This is a genomic window from Streptomyces sp. NTD91 (genome assembly GCF_059510455.1).
The window spans coordinates 1-15,191 of sequence record NZ_JCAJZW010000060.1 but is presented as its reverse complement, the minus strand read 5'-3'; the positions used below and the strand labels follow the sequence as shown (position 1 = coordinate 15,191).

The following is a 15,191-nucleotide window of genomic DNA, read 5'->3' as shown; positions in this document are numbered from 1 at the left end:
GACCGGTGCCCTCGCCGCAGCAGGCACGCGCACAGGCCTCAGCGATCACGTCCGGCAAGACCGCGCCCGAGGCCGAGGCGTCGCCTACCTCGCGGCTGAGGGAACTCTTCGACGGCCCCCATCTGTCGCCGGGGCAGCGGCGCATCGCCCAGTACCTGATCGAGCACATCACCGAGGCCGCGTTCCTGTCCATCACCGAGCTGGCCGACCGGGTCGGGGTCAGCCAGCCCTCCGTGACCCGCTTCGCCGCCGCCGTCGGTTTCAGCGGCTATCCGGCGCTGCGCGAGAAACTCCAGTCGATCGCGCTGAGCACCCTGGCCGGCGGAGCCGTCGAGGAGAACCGGGCCAACGAGCTCCAGGCGGCCGTCGACGCCGAGATCGAGAACCTGGAGAACCTGCGGCGCGACTTCGCCGACCCCTCGAAGATCATCCAGGTCGGCCGCGAGCTGTCCCGCTCCACCCCGCTGACGGTGCTGGGCCTGCGGATCTCCGAGTCGCTGGCCGAGTACTTCGGCTACGCCGCCCGCCGCATCCACCCCGACGTACGGCTGGTCACCCGGGGCGGCAGCGTGGCCTACGACGCGCTGCTGCAATGCCGTGAGGCGGGCGGTACCTGGGTGCTCGCCTTCGCCATGCCCCGGCACTCGCAGGAGACCCTGCAGGCCGTCCGGGTCGCGCGGGGCGCCGGCCTGAAGGTCGCCCTGGTGACCGACCTGGCGCTCGGCCCGGTGGCCGACGAGGCCGACGTCACCTTCGCCACCGGCACCGGCTCCCGGCTGGTGTTCGACTCCTACGCCGCGCCCGGTGTGCTGGCCGCCGCGCTGCTGCAGGCCATGACGGACGCCGATCCAGAGCGTACCCAGGCCCGCCTGGAGAAGTACGAGCAGCTCTCCGACCAGCACCAGTTCTTCCTGAAGGACTGAATCGCGCGGGTTGCGGGCCTGCGCGCCGGGTGCGGTGAAGATCCTGCGGTCGCCCCTGACGTGAACGGGGACCATCCACGACAAATCACGCATGAATGTTTTCATACGTCTTGCAAACCAGACGGCATATATAAATACTGCTCACGGATCGCGCCCGGATCACCACTCGGGCACGTTCCGCACCTGCGGACTCACCGCTCGCACACCGCCCCGAGAAAGCCGACGGACCGCCCATGCGTCAGCACATCCCGCGCAGCGCAGGTCCCAGGCGCCCGGGGCCCCGCACGGACACCCCAAGCCGCCGTCCCCTACCCACGTCGGCGCCCGGGGTGTACCGGGGCGCGCCGTCTGCGCGACGCGCCCGTGGCGGCTCCGGCCATCCCCTAGGCCGGGGCCGCCCCGCACCCGTCGACCACCCTCACGACGCCGCACACCGGAAGCGATGATCATGCCTCTGACCAGCACCCGTATCAGCCCCGACTGGCCCTGTCAGGTCAAGGAGCCGGGCTCGTACGACTGGGAGCGCTCGGCCGCCAAGTGGCTGCGCGAGCTGATCCCCGCGCGCTACGCCAGCTATCCGGCCCTCATCAGGCACCCCGTGCTGCTCGCCCGGCACGCGCAGTTGCAGGTCCAGCAGGAGATCCGGGTGGCGCGGACCGCGCTGCAGACCGCCCGGGCCGAGCTGCCGATGCTCGGCCTGCCCGAGTCGGTCATCGAGCACACGATCAAGCTCTATGCCGCCGAGGTCCTCCAGCTGCAGCACATCGCCCGCAGCGTCCGCGCGGTCAGCGAGGCCCTCGCCGCCCGCGGCACGGGGCGCTGATCCAGCGGCCCTGTCGGCCCCGCCCGTCGACGCAAGCGCCTGCGTCCGCGCTCCTTCGCGGGCGTTGTGCGGCCCTTTCCCGTGGACGACCGGCAGATGTCCGCGGGCGGTCGTACGGAACCCGTGTGAAGCTCGTACGAATCCGGCTCCATCGGACCGGTGATCAAACGGCCCCTGATGTGCCATGCTCGTCGGGTGACGAGCGAGCCCGTGCACCCGGTGGATCCCACCGGCGCCGATCTGGCGGCTCTGGCGAGAGTCGTGGCCCGACAGCGCGCGGAGCTGGAACGACTGCGGGACCTGGCCGCGACCACGGCGGTCCTGGAGCGCGCCAAGGGCGTTCTCATGGCCGTCACCGGCTGTACCCCGGAAGCCGCGCACCAGGAGCTGGTCGGCTGCGCCCGGGACGGCAACCGCACACTTCTCGAGCAGTGCTGGCTCACCCTGGGCGCGCTGCCCCCACCGAAGGAGCGGCCGTCCGCCGCACCGCCGGCCGTCGAAGCGCCGGCCACCGGCCCCCGGGAGCCCGTGCCCACCGGCACGGCCGACCTCGCGAAGACGCTCGGGCGCATCGGCCGCGACCTGACCCGGGTCGGCACGCCGCACGAGCTGGCCCGGTGTCTGCTGGACCACCTCGCGCCCGAGACGGACGCCGACGCCGCCCTGCTGTACGAGCGGCTGCCCGAGGGGGGACTCGAACTGATCGGGCACGCCGGCATCGACCGGACACTCGCCGCGCAGTGGCGGTACGTGCCCCCGGTGACCGCAGTGGCCCCGCTCGACGCCCTGCGGTCCGGCCGACCGCAGTGGCTCGAGGATCTCCCCGCCCGCACCGACCGTTTCCTGCTGCTCGGGGAGTCGCCGGGGCGCTGGCCCAGCCGGGCCTGGCTGCCTCTGCCCGCCGGGCGCGGCGCGCGTGTGGCTCTCGGCGTGCTGCGCGGGCGCGGCGGGACGTTCACACCGCGCGAGCGGGAGCTGCTGCAGGCCGCGGGCCGGCTGTGCGCGGGCCGGCTGCGCGCTCTCGACGCGGTTCACAAGCCCGTCGGCGACAGCGTCGTGCAGACCGTGCGGGCGGTGTTCGACGCGCTGCCGGGCGTGGCGGTCATGCTGACCCCGCTGCGCGGCTCCTCCGGTGAGGTGGAGGACTACCGCATCGACGCCGCCACCCCCGAGACGGTGGACGTGTTCGGACGGGTGGGCCGGGAGATGGTCGGCACGCAGGTCCTGGAGAGCTACCCGTCCGTGGCGGGAGAGCCGCTGTGGCACGGCTATCTCCAGGCTCTCGAGACCGGGGTGCCCTACGAGAGCGAGCCGTTCGTCTACCAGGAGGTGGTCGGTGAGGTGCCCGTGTCCGCCACCTACGCGGTGCGGGCCGCCCCCATGGCCGGGGCCCTGCTGGTCACCTGGGTGCGGCACGATCGCGTGGAGCGGCAGGAACAGCGCCTGGCGGACGTGCAGCGGCTCGGCAACCTCGGCTGGGCCAACTGGAACCTGGCCACCGGTGAGATCTCCTGGTCCGAGCAGACCTACGCGGTACTCGGCCGGAGTCCCGCGCAGCGGCCGCTCGGGCTGGAACGGCTGCCGGACCTGGCCGTTCCGGAGGACCAGGGCACACTCGCCCACGCCATCGCCGATCTGGTCCGCCGCGCCCGGCCGTGCAACGTCCCGTTCCGCATCGGGACGGCCGAGGAGGTGCGTCATCTGCGGCTGGTGGCGGAGACGGTGACGGCGCCGGACGACAGCCCCGTCGAGGTGCACGGGTTCGTCCAGGACCTCACCCCGCAGCGCAGCGCGGAGCTGGCGCTGGTGGAGAGCGAGCGTGCGATGCTGCTGCAGCGCGGGATCCTGCAGGCCGAGCGGGCCCTCGCCGCCCGGCTGCAGCACGCGCTGCTGCCGCTGCCGAGCAAGCCGGTGCGGCGGGCGGGGCTGCGGGTCGAAGTCGCCTATCTTCCCGCGCAGTCCGGCATCCATGTGGGCGGCGACTGGTTCAGCGCCATCGAACTGCCCGACGACCACGCGCTGTTCGTGGTCGGTGACGTGGCGGGCCACGGCATCGACGCCGTGGCCACGATGGCACAGCTGCGGTTCACCGCGAAGGGCATGGTCACCACCGGCTCCTCGCTGACGGGGGCACTGGACCGGCTCAACTACCTGCTGCTGCACTCCCGCGACGGCCAGATCACCGCGACCATGGTGCTCGCCCGCTACGACCCGGTCCGACAGGTCTTCGCCTGGGCGCAGGCCGGGCATCTGCCGCCGCTGCTCGTGCGCGGCGGCGAGGTGCGCTACCTCGACCGGCCGTGCGGCATCCTGCTCGGCGCGAGCGCGGCGCCCGTCTACGAGTCGGCGGAACTCCGCCTGGAGCCCGGCGACCGGCTGCTGCTGTTCACCGACGGCCTGGTGGAACGCCCCGGTGAAAGTCTCCTGGCGGGCCTGGAGCGGCTCGCCGAGGCGGTGCGCACCGAGGGCTCCGGCGCGTCCGGCTCCCTGGACGCGCTGCTCACCGCGATGCTCGCGGACGAGCGGCGGGACGACGTGTGCGTGCTGGACATCCGGATGCCGGTGGACGGCGTGGCGGACGCGGACGCGTGAGGGCCGCCGCCGACCATCGGTGACGGTCCACGGTGCCGGTGGGGTGTCGGACGCCGGGCGGGCCACACCGGGTCAGTCGTCGTCGCGGTGCCTCCAGTACCGGGGCAGGCTGGCGACCAGGGCCGGCAGGAAGACGGCGGGCACGAGCAGGCCCGGGATGCGGGAGCCGGTCGTCGCCGGTGGCCTTCGGCCGTCGCACGGCGCGGCGCGCGGTCGCGGGGCGCGGGAGCTGACAAGGATGAGGCCTCACCCCCCTGTGGCGGGGGCTCGCCCCAGGTGTCGCCCGCTGTTCGGATCCGCTCAGTCCACGGGGTGACCGGCCTCGATGCCGATCGCGTCGGACAGGCGCAGCAGGGGGCCGGCGCCGCGCCCCTCGCCCCACTGCACCGGGTCCAGCACGAAGCCGACGTGGTCGCCGCCGTCGGTGCGGTGGATGATGGTGCCGACGAACCAGGCCGCCGCGTCCCGTACGATCACCGCACCGCCGTGGCCCTCCGCGCAGTCCAGGCGGGCGAACTTGTCGACCTCGTCGCCGGTCCGGCCGCCGAAGAGTTCCGCGAGGTCCCGCTGGTCGCGGGTGAGCAGGTGCACGGCGAGATGCTGGGCGGCCCGGGCGACGCGGTAGGTGTGGTTGGCCTTGGACAGCCAGACGGCGAACCGGGGCGGCCGGATGGAGCACTGCGAGGCGAAGCCGACCAGACACCCGGCCCGCTCACCGCCGGCCACGGCCGTGACCACACACATGTCGGGGTCCAGCCGCGCGATGAACCCAGCCATACCGTCCTCCGCCCGGACGCCCTGCACACCCACCCCATGGCCGCGGTCCGCCGGACCCGCCCCGCCGCCCCCACGTCGGGGGTCCGGCGAAGGGCCCCGGCCCGCCGGCCTCCTCGCACCGCCCGCATCCGCCACACCGCCCACGTCCTGTCCGTCCTGCCGTTCACGTCCGTCATGGCACCGCGCTCCCCGTCGCCGGGTCTCCGGTCGGGCCGGAGACCCGCGGTGGGACCGGGGTTCCCCGCGGGCCTGTCATGAATCGTCGGGCCGGCTGGTCCGGGACTCCAGCGCACGCCGCGTGTCGTCGCCGTAGACGCCCGTCTCGTCGCCGGTGATGCCGTACCAGAGCTGGAACCGGGCCACGGCCGCGGTCAGGCCGGCGTCGTAGGTGCCGCTGGTGGAGCCGTCGCGATAGACGTCCGGGATGCGCAGCAGGCGTTCCTGCAGTTCGGTGACCGCGGGGCCGGTGTCGCCCTGGCGGAGGGTGCCGGGGCCGTCGGGGTCGGTGATGGCGCTGGGTGCGGGGGAGACCGTGGGCGCCGGTGTGGTGGCGAGCGGGGCTGTCGTCGCCGCCCGGGGCGGGGGCGAGGCCGCGGCGGAGTCCTGGCGGCCGGAAAGAAGCAGGGCGCAGCCGAAACCGAGGAGCGCGGCGACGGCCACGGCTCCGCAGACGGCCGTGCGGCGCATGCCCGCACCGGTGCGGGCCGGCCCTACGGGCGGCAGTTCCTGGGTCTGCGCCTCCTCGGCGGGCGCCGGCCGCACCGGGACGCTCTCCATCTCCCGCATGAGTTCCGCGAGCCCGTCGAGCCGGCGGGGCCGCAGCACCCGGACGGGTTCCAGGACCGGTCCGGAGTGCGGCCGTTCGGGATCGGGCGGTGTCGGCACCGGGCTCTCCTTCCGTCGTCCCCGTGGTCGCCGTCGTCCCCGTCGTCAGATACGGCGCCGGGAGTGCCGCCGTTCAGCGCGGTCAGACTCCCCTCGAACGATTCAATCGCTCAACTCGGCGAGAACTGCTGGGCGTCTGAGAAAGCTCGTGCGCGAAAGCGCCTACACGACGCGCACCGCCCGCGCGCCCTGCACGAAGCGGCCCAGGGACGCCGTGAAGGCGGCCACGAAGGCGTCCCTGGCCTCCTCCGGGAGGGCCTGGAGGGACAGGTAGGGATTCAGGTCCTCCAGTTCGACCAGCAGCAGGCCGCCGTCGCGGGTGCGGCAGGCGTCGACGCGCTGGATGCCGTGGCCGAGGTCGTTCCAGTCGACGAAACGCCGGGCGAACTCCAGGTCGGCGGCGGTGGCCGCATACGGCCTCAGGTCCCAGCGGCGCTGCGGGTCGGGGGCATACAGGGCGTACTGGAAGTCGTCGTCGACGAAGTAGAAGGACACCTCGTACGCGAAGTCGACGCGGGGCTGGATCAGGACGTCGCCGGTGGCGTGCGCGGCGACCTGGCCGGCGGGGACGATCCGCAGGCCGAGGGAGTCGGCGCCGCACAGGGGCTTGACGACATAGCGTTCGGCGGCCGGCAGCAGCCGCAGGTCCTCGGCGCGGCCGACGGTCGGTATGACGGGGAAGCCGGCGGCGCTCAGGTCGAGCAGGTACTGCTTGCCCGCCATGTCCGCCTTGCCGGTGAGCGGGTTGTAGACGCGGGCCCCGGTGGCGAGCACCCGCGCGCGGAAGGCCTCGTAGGCGCTCTGGTAGCCGAGGACGGGCCCGCTGTTGCGGACGACCACGGCGTCGAAGCCGTCCATCAGCGCCGCGGCGTCGAGCGGGTGGCACAGCGCGAGGTCGAATCGGGCGCGGAGCCGGGAGGTGAGGAAGACGTCCTCGTCGCAGTAGCGGCGCCCGCGGGCCTCGTACGCCAGGTCGGTGACGTAGAGCAGGCGGGGGCGGGCGGCGGGCATAGGGGGTCTCCTCGGGCGTTGCGGCGGGGGCGCCGGCGGTGGGTGCAGAAAGGTTACGTCGGGGTACGGCCCCTGCCGTCCCCGGCCCGGACCTCCGTACAATTCGAGCCCGACGACATCCGGCGCGGTCCCGGCCGCCGACGTCCCGCTCAGACCCGAGGAGCGCACGGCCGACGTTCCATCACCGAAGCCGAACGGCCCGCCTCCGCCAAGCTCGGCGGTGTCCCGATCCGCCGGGAGCAGACGGCCGCCGTGGCCGACATCTACCGGGCCGCCTCCGCCGTGCGGCAGCACCCGGAGAACTCGGTGCTGCGCGAATCCGACCTGGCGTGGACGGCATTCGTCGTGCTGTGGGTGGGGTGGGTGTGGGGCGAGTCGGAGACCCGGCACGTCGCCGATGAGGCCGGCCTCCCCAAGGGGACCCTGACCGGCGTCGCGCGCACTCTGGAATCGCGCGGGCTGCTGCGCCCGGCCGGTCGCCCGGACGACGGCCGGCCGGTGCTGCTGGGCCTCACCGACAAGGGCGAGGACCTGATGCGGCGGGTGTTCCCCGAGTCCAACGAGGAGGAGGCCTTCGTCACCGCGCGCCTGATCGACGCCGAGTGCCGCAGCCTCTCGGCGGGGCTGCGGCAGGTCGTCCTGCAGGTGGACGAGCACGGCGAGGAGCGCCGCCGGCAGCTGCTCGGCGGCGCCGAGCCGGCACCCCGCCGCAGCGGGCGACGGTTCGAGGCCAGGGGCGCTGATCCGGGACGCTGGTGACACGCGCGCGGGCGGAAGTCCTCGTGCTGTGCCGTCACAGCACTCAGTTCCCCCACTCCGCCCACTCGAGCTGCACTGAGTGTCACGAAATCCGGCCGGGTGCTACGTTCCCTTTCATGAGCTCCAGCAGCGCGGCGCAGGTCCCGAAGCCCTCGATGCGGGAGGCCCTCGTCGCGGCGGCCTTCCGGCTCTTCCTGGAACGCGGGTACGAGCAGACCACCGTGGACGACATCGTGGCCCTGGCCGGCGTCGGCCGGCGTTCGTTCTTCCGCTACTTCCCCTCCAAGGAGGACGTGGTCTTCCCCGACCACGAGCGCTGCCTGGCCGACATGACCGCCTTCCTCGCCGCGAGCGACGAGGAGCACGAGCCGGTGCGGCGGGTGTGCGACGCGGCGCGGCTGGTGCTGCGGATGTACGCGGAGAACCCGACGTTCTCCGTGCAGCGCTACCGCCTCACCAAGCAGGTGCCGGGCCTGCGGGCCTACGAGCTGTCGGTGGTGTGGCGCTACGAGCGCGCGCTCGCCGAGTATCTGCGCGGCCGGTTCGCCGACCGGCCCGACGGGACGCTGCGGGCGGATGTCATCGCCGCGGCGGTCGTGGCCGCGCACAACAACGCCCTGCGCTCCTGGCTGCGTTCGGACGGCACGGGCGACGCGGGCGCGGCCGTGGACCATGCGCTGTGCTATGTGCAGCGGGAGTTCGGGCACGGCACCGAGCCCGCGGCGCCCGTCCGCATCGGTCCGCCGCCTGGCGGGGGCGGCGCAGGTGCGGACGACGTGGTGGTGCTCGTCTCCCGCCGGGACGCCCCGATCTGGCGGGTGGTGCAGGAACTGGAAGCGGCGCTCGGGCGCGCCTGACACCCCCGTCCCGCACATTGGGGGTACGCAGTGCCTTTACGTGTGACACTCAGTGCCATACTCTGTCGGCGTGCACGGCGGCACGGCCGCCGGGCACGCGTGTGTCCGGTGCGCGCCGGACACGCGGGATTCCGGCCGAGCGCAGGGAGTTGACCAGCGTGTACCACTACTCAGCAAACGCATCGCATCCGGCGGCCGGCTCCGCGGCGGGTGTCCTCGACCCCGTCTCCGCGGACTCCAGGGACGCCCTCGTCTTCCAGCGCTGCACCTGGTGCGGCACCGCGATGTACCACCGGCTGCTGTGCCCGGTGTGTCAGGGCAGCGAGCTGCGCACGGAGCGCAGCGAGGGCATCGGCACGGTCCGGCACTCCACCGTGGTGCACCGCAACACGCCCGCGGCACGCAATGTCTCGCTGATCGAGATGGCCGAGGGGTTCGTCGTACGGGGCCGGGTCATGGGCCCGCCGATCGGCATCCACAGCGGCGACCGGGTGCGGCTGTCCACCGCGCAGGATCCGGTGCGCGGCGAGCCCGTCTTCCAGCTGCTGGACGAGCCGTACCGGGGCGCCTGGACCTGACGGCGCACCGGGACGGCCGACAACGGTGGCCTGGCACCCGGGCATGGGACGGGACAGTGGGCGGGTGCGTCCTGCCGCTCCGTCAGTCCGCGAGCGTCACACGGATACCCACCGTGCCGTCCGGTCCGCGGCGCAGCCGGCTGCCCAGCAGGGTGAGGCGGCCGAGAATGCCGTACTTGCGGGCGACGAGGTCCCGGTAGCGGGCGGTGGTGGCGGCGTCGGCGATCTCCGCGGTGGCCGGGAGCTGGTCGCCGGTGGGGTTGCCGCGCACGTCGCAGGGGCCGACGAGGACATCGGCGCGGCGGCGGATCCGCTTGACCTTGAAGCTGTCGGCGGCCGTCCAGACACCGAGGTGGTCACCGTCGCGGACCACCCACACGGGGGTGGCGACCGGGGTGCCGTCCTTGCGGTAACTGGTCACCAGCAGGTATTTGCCGGAGCCGAGCCGGTCCAGCCGCGTGTCGTCCATGCCGGGCAGTCTAGAAGGCCGCGTGGCACGGCGGACGGGCCCGGCCGCGGCGTTCACCGGATCCGCCCGGTCACCCGAGGGCCGCAGCCATGCGCCGTGTCGCCGAGGGCGAGCGCCCCGGTCACCGCGCGGACGACGGGTGCGGCGAGCGGGACGTCCATCTCGGCCATCCACAGCGGCAGCGCGTCCTCCGGGTAGGTGCGCCACTTCATGCTCGTACGGTGGCGCAACTGCTCCGGACCGAGGGCGTGCAGCGGGTCGGGTTCGCCGGGCACGGCGTGCGGGACGTCGGTCATGGGATCACGATAGGAGCGCCGCGGGACCGGTGGAACGGCCACGTCACCGCGCACGGGGCCGAGTTCGATCCGGGTGTCCGGGATCCTGTCCGGGACGCGGCGTCTGTCCGGGCGCGGCCGACGAGCGGACACGTGAACTGCATTCGGTGCCGGGCGGTCCTGAACGCCCCGTCCACGGGCCGCGTATGGAGGTGCGGGCCCTCGACGAGGTGTGGGCCTCGCGCCGCCGGTACGGGCGGCGCGCGTTCGGTTCGGCTTCGGGAGCCCCGCATGCGGCACGCACGACGACGGATCGTCCGGCGGGTGACCCGCCTGGCGGCGGTCGCCGGACTCCTTCTGGGCGGCGCGATGGTCACCCAGGCGGCCATGGCGAGCGAGACACCGCCGACCGCCGTCAGACCGCTCGCCTCCGGAACCGGCACCGGGGACACGGGGGCCGCGCTGGTGGCGCGGCTCGGCACGGCCCGTACGGCGGGCAACTGGATCGGCGCGGACGGGCGGCCGGTCGTCGCGGTGACCGACGAGGCGGCGGCACGGGAGGTCCACCGCGCGGGGGCCGAGGCGAAGGTCGTGCCGCACAGCATGGACGAACTCAAGTCGGCGACAGCCGCGCTGCGTTCGGCTCCGCGGGTGGCGGGCACCGCGTGGGCGGTGGACTACCGCACCAACCGGGTCGTGGTCAGTGCGGACAGCACGGTGTCCGCGAGCGCCTGGTCCAGGCTGAGCCATGTGGCGGGGAGGATCGGGAGCTTCGTTCGGATGCAGCGGACGAAGGGCACGTTCACCACGCGGCTGAACGGCGCCCAGCCGATCCTGTCGACCGGGGGCCGCTGCTCGGCCGGTTTCAATGTGACCGACGGACGGAGCGACTTCATCCTCACGGCCGGTCACTGCGGTCCCGCGGGATCCATCTGGTTCGCCGGCGGTCGAGGCGACCAGCAGCTCGGCCGGACGGTGAGCAGCACCTTCCCCGGCAACGACTTCTCGCTCGTGCAGTACGCCTCCGGCAAGGCCGGAGACGGTGCCGACGTCGTCGCGATCGGCGGCGGCAACGGAGTACGGATCACGGGGGTGGCCGACGCGTCGGTGGGACAGCGGGTGTTCCGCAGCGGCAGCACGAGCGGCCTGCACGACGGAACGGTCACCGCGTTGAACGCGACCGTCAACTACCCGGAGGGTACGGTCACCGGGCTCATCCAGACGACGGTGTGCGCCGAGCCCGGTGACAGCGGCGGGCCGCTGTTCTCCGACGGGATCGCGCTCGGTGTGACCTCGGGCGGCAACGGGGACTGCACCACGGGCGGGACGACCTTCTTCCAGCCGGTGACGCGGGCGCTGGCGGCGCTGAACGTCAAGCTCATCGTGTCGGCGCAGAACGCCGGCGGCGCCGCCGGGGGCGCTTCCCCCTCTCCCGCGCCGTCCGCGTCGGCCGCGCAGGGCGCGGTGGCGCCGAACGCGGCCTCGCCGGGGTCCGCGGCGCCGGTGACCGGCGCCGAGGGGCGGACGCTGCTGGCACGGCTGACGGACACCCGGAACATCGGTCCCGGGCTGCTGGTCATCGCGGGGAGTCTGATCGCGCTCGTCGCCACCCGGTACATACGGGCCGAACAGGACCGCAAGGCCTATCAGCGGTACTACTCGGCGACCTGGGGCTGACGCAGCAGGACATGGAAAGGGCACCCGTGCTCACGGGTGCCCTCGAGGGTTCGGCGCGGTCCGCGCGAGGCCGGTCAGGCCGCCCGCTGCGATCGTGGTGTCGCGGTGGCCCACTCCATCACGAGGCGCTGGTACTCGGCGCGCTGCTCGGTGGTCAGTGTCCCGCCCGACCGGCGCCACAGGGCCCTGATCTCCTCGTTGACCTCCGCGGCCGAACGCTCGGGGGCGGCTTCAACAGTGGTGGACATGCTGTGAAGCATATGCCGATCGAGGTGAAGGCGCTGTGAGTAACTGCACTCCATACGGACATTACGGACGTGGTGCTCATCACGTCGATGTGTCAAGAGGCGGGCAGGAGTTCACACCGCTCCCTCACCCGGTACCACTGTCAGGATCGCGATGGACGGCGGCGCCGCGGACCCGGTCGTGGAAGTCGGAGACCTTCGTCTCCGGGCCGCCCGGGTCGGCCGGCGGATGCCGGTGGGCGCGGATCGTCTCGTGCACCGTGTTCCCGGCCACATCCTTCGGGCCGATGCCCTCGCCGGAGAGCAGGATCTTCTGCGGCAGCGCGGAGTTGGCGATCTGTGCGGCCAGGGTACCCAGGGCCCGGGCGGCCTCGTCGACCACCCGGAAGGGCATGGGCTCACCCGCGGCGGCGACGGCGAGGATCTCCTCGTAACCGGTGTCCCGGCCGGTGGCGGCGCGGACCTGGTACTCGCCGCTGGGGATGGTGAGCAGGGGCACGGCACTGCCGCGGACACCGTCCGGGGTGAGCGGGCCGTGCGGGTCGATGATCCAGTGGCGGCCGAAGCCGTGGCCGTCCTCCGCGAACGGCAGGGGCGGCGGCGCCTCAGGTGCCCGGCTTGCGACCGTAGACGAAGACGTCGTCGCCCTGCTTCAGCAGCGACCAGTACGCCTTGGCGTCCTTGGTCGTCATGTTGACGCAGCCGTGCGAGCCCGGCGGGTTCCACATGCTCAGGCCCACAGAGTGGAAGGCCTGGCCGCCGTCGAAGAACTGGCTGTAGGGCATCGGCACGTTGTAGACGCTGGAGACGTGGTCGATGTCCCGCCAGTAGATCTTCTTCAGGCCGGTGCGGGTCGCGTAGCCCTTGCGGCCGGTACGCACGGGCACCGGACCGTGGACGAGCCTCTTGCCGTCCTGGACCCAGCTCAGCTGGAGCGTGAGGTTCACGCAGGCGATCCGGCCCTTGTTCACCGGGCAGGCGCCGTCCTTGTTCGGGTTCTTCCCCACGGCCTTCTGCTTGTTCATCAGGTCCATCACGCCCCAGGTGACGGGGCCGGCGTAGCCGATGTCGGGCATGATGCCGTGCTTGTCCTGGAAGGCCTTGATGGCCTTGCAGTCGGCGGCGGACTGCTTGCCGTCGACCGGCCTGCCGAGGAACTTCTCCACCTGCCTCTGGTACGGCCCCGTCCGCGTGGTGCAGCTCGCGGCCTGTGCCGGTGCCGCGGTGAAGGCGAGCGTGAGCGGTGCCACCAGTCCCGTGACGCCCAGCGCGACGACACCCCGTCTGTGCATGTCCCCCATGTAGGACCTCTTCTCCCCATCCCGCCCCGGGCCTGCCCCGGGTGCTCCCCTGGGCGATTCCCGCGTTCTCGCAGAACTAGACCAGCGCCGGGGCCCGGGGGTTGTGGTTCCGGCCGGACTGTGACGAAACGGTGAACCGGGGGCGGTGCCGCCGGCCGCCCGCGGCGTCCAGTCCAGTTTCCCCGCATTGGACCGGGTCCGGGCTTCCCCGGCCGATCTACGCTGCGGCCCATGGACCCCACTCTCGCCGGCGATCTCTCCCGGCTCCCCGAACTGCTCCAGTCCGCACGTGACTTCGCCGCTCGCACGACGGCGACGCTGGCGGACCGGCCGGTCGCGGTGTCGGCACCGCCGCCCGCGCGGGAACCGCTGCCGGAAGCCGGCGCGGGCGCGCACGCGGCGCTCGCGTGGTTCGCCGAGCGGTGGGCGCCCGGGTTCTCCGGTTCCGCCGGGCCGCGCTATCTGGGTTTCGTCACCGGTGGCGCGACGCCCGCGTCGGTCGCCGGGGACTGGCTGACATCCGTGTTCGACCAGAACCTTTCCGGGGCGGGCGGTTCGTGGGCGCAGGAGCTGGAGCGGGAGACGCTCGGCTGGCTGCGCGAGCTGTTCGGGCTGGGCGAGGCGCACAGCGGGGCGTTCGTGACGGGGGCGAGCATGTCCAACACGGCCGGGCTGGCGATCGGCCGGGAGTGGCTCGGCGAGCGGCTGGGCGTGGACGTCTCCCGGGCGGGCGCGGCCGCGCTGGGGCCGGTCGACGTGCTCTCCGGCAGCCCGCACTCCAGCGTGACCAAGGCGATGTCGGTCCTGGGCATCGGCCGGGACCGGCTGCGGAAGGTGCCACTGCTGCCCGGCGGCCGGGAGGCCGTGGACGTGCCCGCGCTGGAGTCGGCCCTGGCGGAGCTTGGCGGCCGCCCGGCGATCGTCGTGGCGAACGCCGGCACCGTGAACAGCGTCGACTTCGACGATCTGCGGGCGATCGCCGCGCTGAAGGACGCTCACGACTTCTGGCTGCACGTCGATGCCGCGTTCGGCGGCTTCGCCGCACTGTCCCCCGAGTTCGCCGCGCTGGTGGACGGTCTCGACGCGGCCGACTCGATCTGCGTGGACCTGCACAAGTGGCTCAACGTCCCCTACGACGCCGCCGTTCAGTTCACCCGGCGCCGTGATCTGCAGGTGAAGGTGTTCCACAACGCCTCCCCCTACCTGGGCCCGCCGGCCGGCGAACCCGACTTCCTGCATCTGACCCCGGAGAACTCCCGGCGACTGCGTGCCCTGCCCGCGTGGTTCTCGCTGGTGGCCTACGGACGCGCCGGGCACCGGGAGATCGTCGAACGGAACGTGGCGCTGGCCCGCCGGCTCGGCGCGGGAGTCGAGGCACTGCCGGGCCTGCGCCTGCTGGCGCCGGTGCGGCTGAACGTCGTCTGCTTCACCGTCGCCGGGAGCCCCTCGCAGGAGCGCGTCGACGCGCTGGCACGTGCGGTGGCCGCGTCCGGGGAGGCGTATGTGACGCCGACCGTGTACGGCGGGGTGCCCGGCCTGCGGGCCGCGTTCAGCAACTGGCGCACCACCGAGGCCGACACCGACCGGGTCCTCCGGGCGCTGGCGGCGGCCTCGGACTGACGGCTCATTGTCGCGGGGAAACCGGACATCTTCTGTCGGTGTCGGCGGCGGTCTCAGTGTCCGCGCCTGAGCCACTCCTCCAGATGAGGCGCTTCGGAGCCGATGGTGGTGGCGTCGCCGTGGCCGGTGAGGACCTTCGTCTCCGGCGGGAGGATGAGCAGCTTGTCGCGGATGGACTCGATGATCGTCGGGAAGTGGGAGTAGGTGCGGCCGGTGGCGCCCGGCCCGCCCTGGAAGAGGGTGTCCCCGGTGAAGACGGTACCGAGCGCCGGGTCGTACAGGCAGACCGCGCCGGGGGTGTGCCCCGGGGTGTGGATCACGGTCAGGTCGGCGCCGGCCGCCTCGATCACCTGGCCGTCCAGCAGGTGCCGGTCGGGGTCGCGGTGCGGGTGGGTCATC

Annotated in this window: 15 protein-coding genes and 2 pseudogenes; 8 read left to right on the top strand and 9 right to left on the bottom strand. The window is 73.2% G+C overall.

Annotated elements, in window-relative coordinates:
• The first annotated feature begins 5 nt into the window (after positions 1-5).
• From AC5WRT_RS35685 to AC5WRT_RS35675, 3 genes are all read left to right on the top strand, one after another.
• Entirely contained in the window at positions 6-923 is a 918-nt protein-coding gene (locus AC5WRT_RS35685; RefSeq protein ID WP_496098339.1) for a MurR/RpiR family transcriptional regulator, read from the top strand.
• Positions 924-1,365: 442 nt separating this feature from the next.
• Positions 1,366-1,746, top strand: coding sequence for a hypothetical protein (locus AC5WRT_RS35680; RefSeq protein WP_496098338.1), 381 nt, complete (start codon positions 1,366-1,368; stop codon positions 1,744-1,746).
• Between the two features lie 177 nt (positions 1,747-1,923).
• A complete protein-coding gene (locus tag AC5WRT_RS35675) occupies positions 1,924-4,338 on the top strand; it encodes a SpoIIE family protein phosphatase (protein ID WP_496098358.1) in 2,415 nt (804 codons plus the stop codon).
• Between the two features lie 300 nt (positions 4,339-4,638).
• Here AC5WRT_RS35675 and AC5WRT_RS35670 read toward each other — a convergent pair whose 3' ends face one another.
• The 3 genes from AC5WRT_RS35670 to AC5WRT_RS35660 all read right to left on the bottom strand — a co-directional run bounded on the left by AC5WRT_RS35670 (position 4,639) and on the right by AC5WRT_RS35660 (position 7,011).
• Positions 4,639-5,115: a flavin reductase family protein gene (locus AC5WRT_RS35670; RefSeq protein WP_496098337.1), complete on the bottom strand. Its 477-nt coding sequence runs from the start codon at positions 5,113-5,115 to the stop codon at positions 4,639-4,641.
• Between the two features lie 252 nt (positions 5,116-5,367).
• Positions 5,368-6,000, bottom strand: a complete 633-nt coding sequence (locus AC5WRT_RS35665; RefSeq protein WP_496098336.1) for a peptidoglycan-binding domain-containing protein — start codon at positions 5,998-6,000, stop codon at positions 5,368-5,370.
• A 162-nt stretch (positions 6,001-6,162) separates the two neighbouring features.
• On the bottom strand, positions 6,163-7,011 hold the full coding sequence (locus AC5WRT_RS35660) for an ATP-grasp domain-containing protein (protein WP_496098335.1): 849 nt from the start codon (positions 7,009-7,011) through the stop codon (positions 6,163-6,165).
• A gap of 117 nt (positions 7,012-7,128) precedes the next feature.
• Between AC5WRT_RS35660 and AC5WRT_RS35655 the strand changes: the two genes are divergently transcribed.
• The 3 genes from AC5WRT_RS35655 (at position 7,129) to AC5WRT_RS35645 (ending at position 9,205) form a co-directional block, all read left to right on the top strand.
• Complete coding sequence (locus AC5WRT_RS35655) at positions 7,129-7,770, top strand: MarR family winged helix-turn-helix transcriptional regulator (protein WP_496098357.1); 642 nt, start codon at positions 7,129-7,131, stop codon at positions 7,768-7,770.
• Between the two features lie 116 nt (positions 7,771-7,886).
• Positions 7,887-8,627 carry a TetR family transcriptional regulator gene (locus AC5WRT_RS35650; protein ID WP_496098334.1) on the top strand — a complete coding sequence of 247 codons (741 nt, stop codon included), beginning with the start codon at positions 7,887-7,889 and terminating at the stop codon, positions 8,625-8,627.
• Between the two features lie 158 nt (positions 8,628-8,785).
• The gene (locus AC5WRT_RS35645) at positions 8,786-9,205 is read left to right on the top strand and encodes a Zn-ribbon domain-containing OB-fold protein (RefSeq protein ID WP_496098356.1); all 420 of its coding nucleotides are present in this window, start codon (positions 8,786-8,788) and stop codon (positions 9,203-9,205) included.
• 82 nt (positions 9,206-9,287) lie between these two features.
• Here the strand turns inward: AC5WRT_RS35645 and AC5WRT_RS35640 are convergent, their stop codons facing one another.
• Positions 9,288-9,674, bottom strand: a complete 387-nt coding sequence (locus tag AC5WRT_RS35640; protein ID WP_496098333.1) for a PPOX class F420-dependent oxidoreductase — start codon at positions 9,672-9,674, stop codon at positions 9,288-9,290.
• A gap of 80 nt (positions 9,675-9,754) precedes the next feature.
• Positions 9,755-9,970, bottom strand: a pseudogene (locus AC5WRT_RS35635) (pyridoxal phosphate-dependent aminotransferase); the annotation flags it as partial.
• Positions 9,971-10,240: 270 nt separating this feature from the next.
• On the opposite strand from AC5WRT_RS35635, the gene AC5WRT_RS35630 reads away from it, so the two are divergent.
• Complete coding sequence (locus AC5WRT_RS35630; protein ID WP_496098332.1) at positions 10,241-11,626, top strand: S1 family peptidase; 1,386 nt, start codon at positions 10,241-10,243, stop codon at positions 11,624-11,626.
• Positions 11,627-11,700: 74 nt separating this feature from the next.
• Here AC5WRT_RS35630 and AC5WRT_RS35625 read toward each other — a convergent pair whose 3' ends face one another.
• From AC5WRT_RS35625 to AC5WRT_RS35615, 3 genes and pseudogenes are all read right to left on the bottom strand, one after another.
• Positions 11,701-11,886 (bottom strand): hypothetical protein, encoded by a 186-nt coding sequence (locus AC5WRT_RS35625; RefSeq protein ID WP_496098331.1) that lies wholly within the window; start codon positions 11,884-11,886, stop codon positions 11,701-11,703.
• A 112-nt stretch (positions 11,887-11,998) separates the two neighbouring features.
• Positions 11,999-12,463, bottom strand: a pseudogene (locus tag AC5WRT_RS35620) (MarR family transcriptional regulator); the annotation flags it as partial.
• Between the two features lie 13 nt (positions 12,464-12,476).
• On the bottom strand, positions 12,477-13,172 hold the full coding sequence (locus AC5WRT_RS35615; RefSeq protein WP_496098330.1) for a L,D-transpeptidase family protein: 696 nt from the start codon (positions 13,170-13,172) through the stop codon (positions 12,477-12,479).
• Between the two features lie 231 nt (positions 13,173-13,403).
• Here AC5WRT_RS35615 and AC5WRT_RS35610 point away from each other — a divergent pair, with 231 nt between their 5' ends.
• Positions 13,404-14,792 carry a pyridoxal phosphate-dependent decarboxylase family protein gene (locus tag AC5WRT_RS35610; protein ID WP_496098329.1) on the top strand — a complete coding sequence of 463 codons (1,389 nt, stop codon included), beginning with the start codon at positions 13,404-13,406 and terminating at the stop codon, positions 14,790-14,792.
• A gap of 53 nt (positions 14,793-14,845) precedes the next feature.
• Here AC5WRT_RS35610 and AC5WRT_RS35605 read toward each other — a convergent pair.
• A partial coding sequence (locus AC5WRT_RS35605) for an MBL fold metallo-hydrolase (protein ID WP_496098328.1) occupies positions 14,846-15,191 on the bottom strand: 346 nt, incomplete at its 5' end.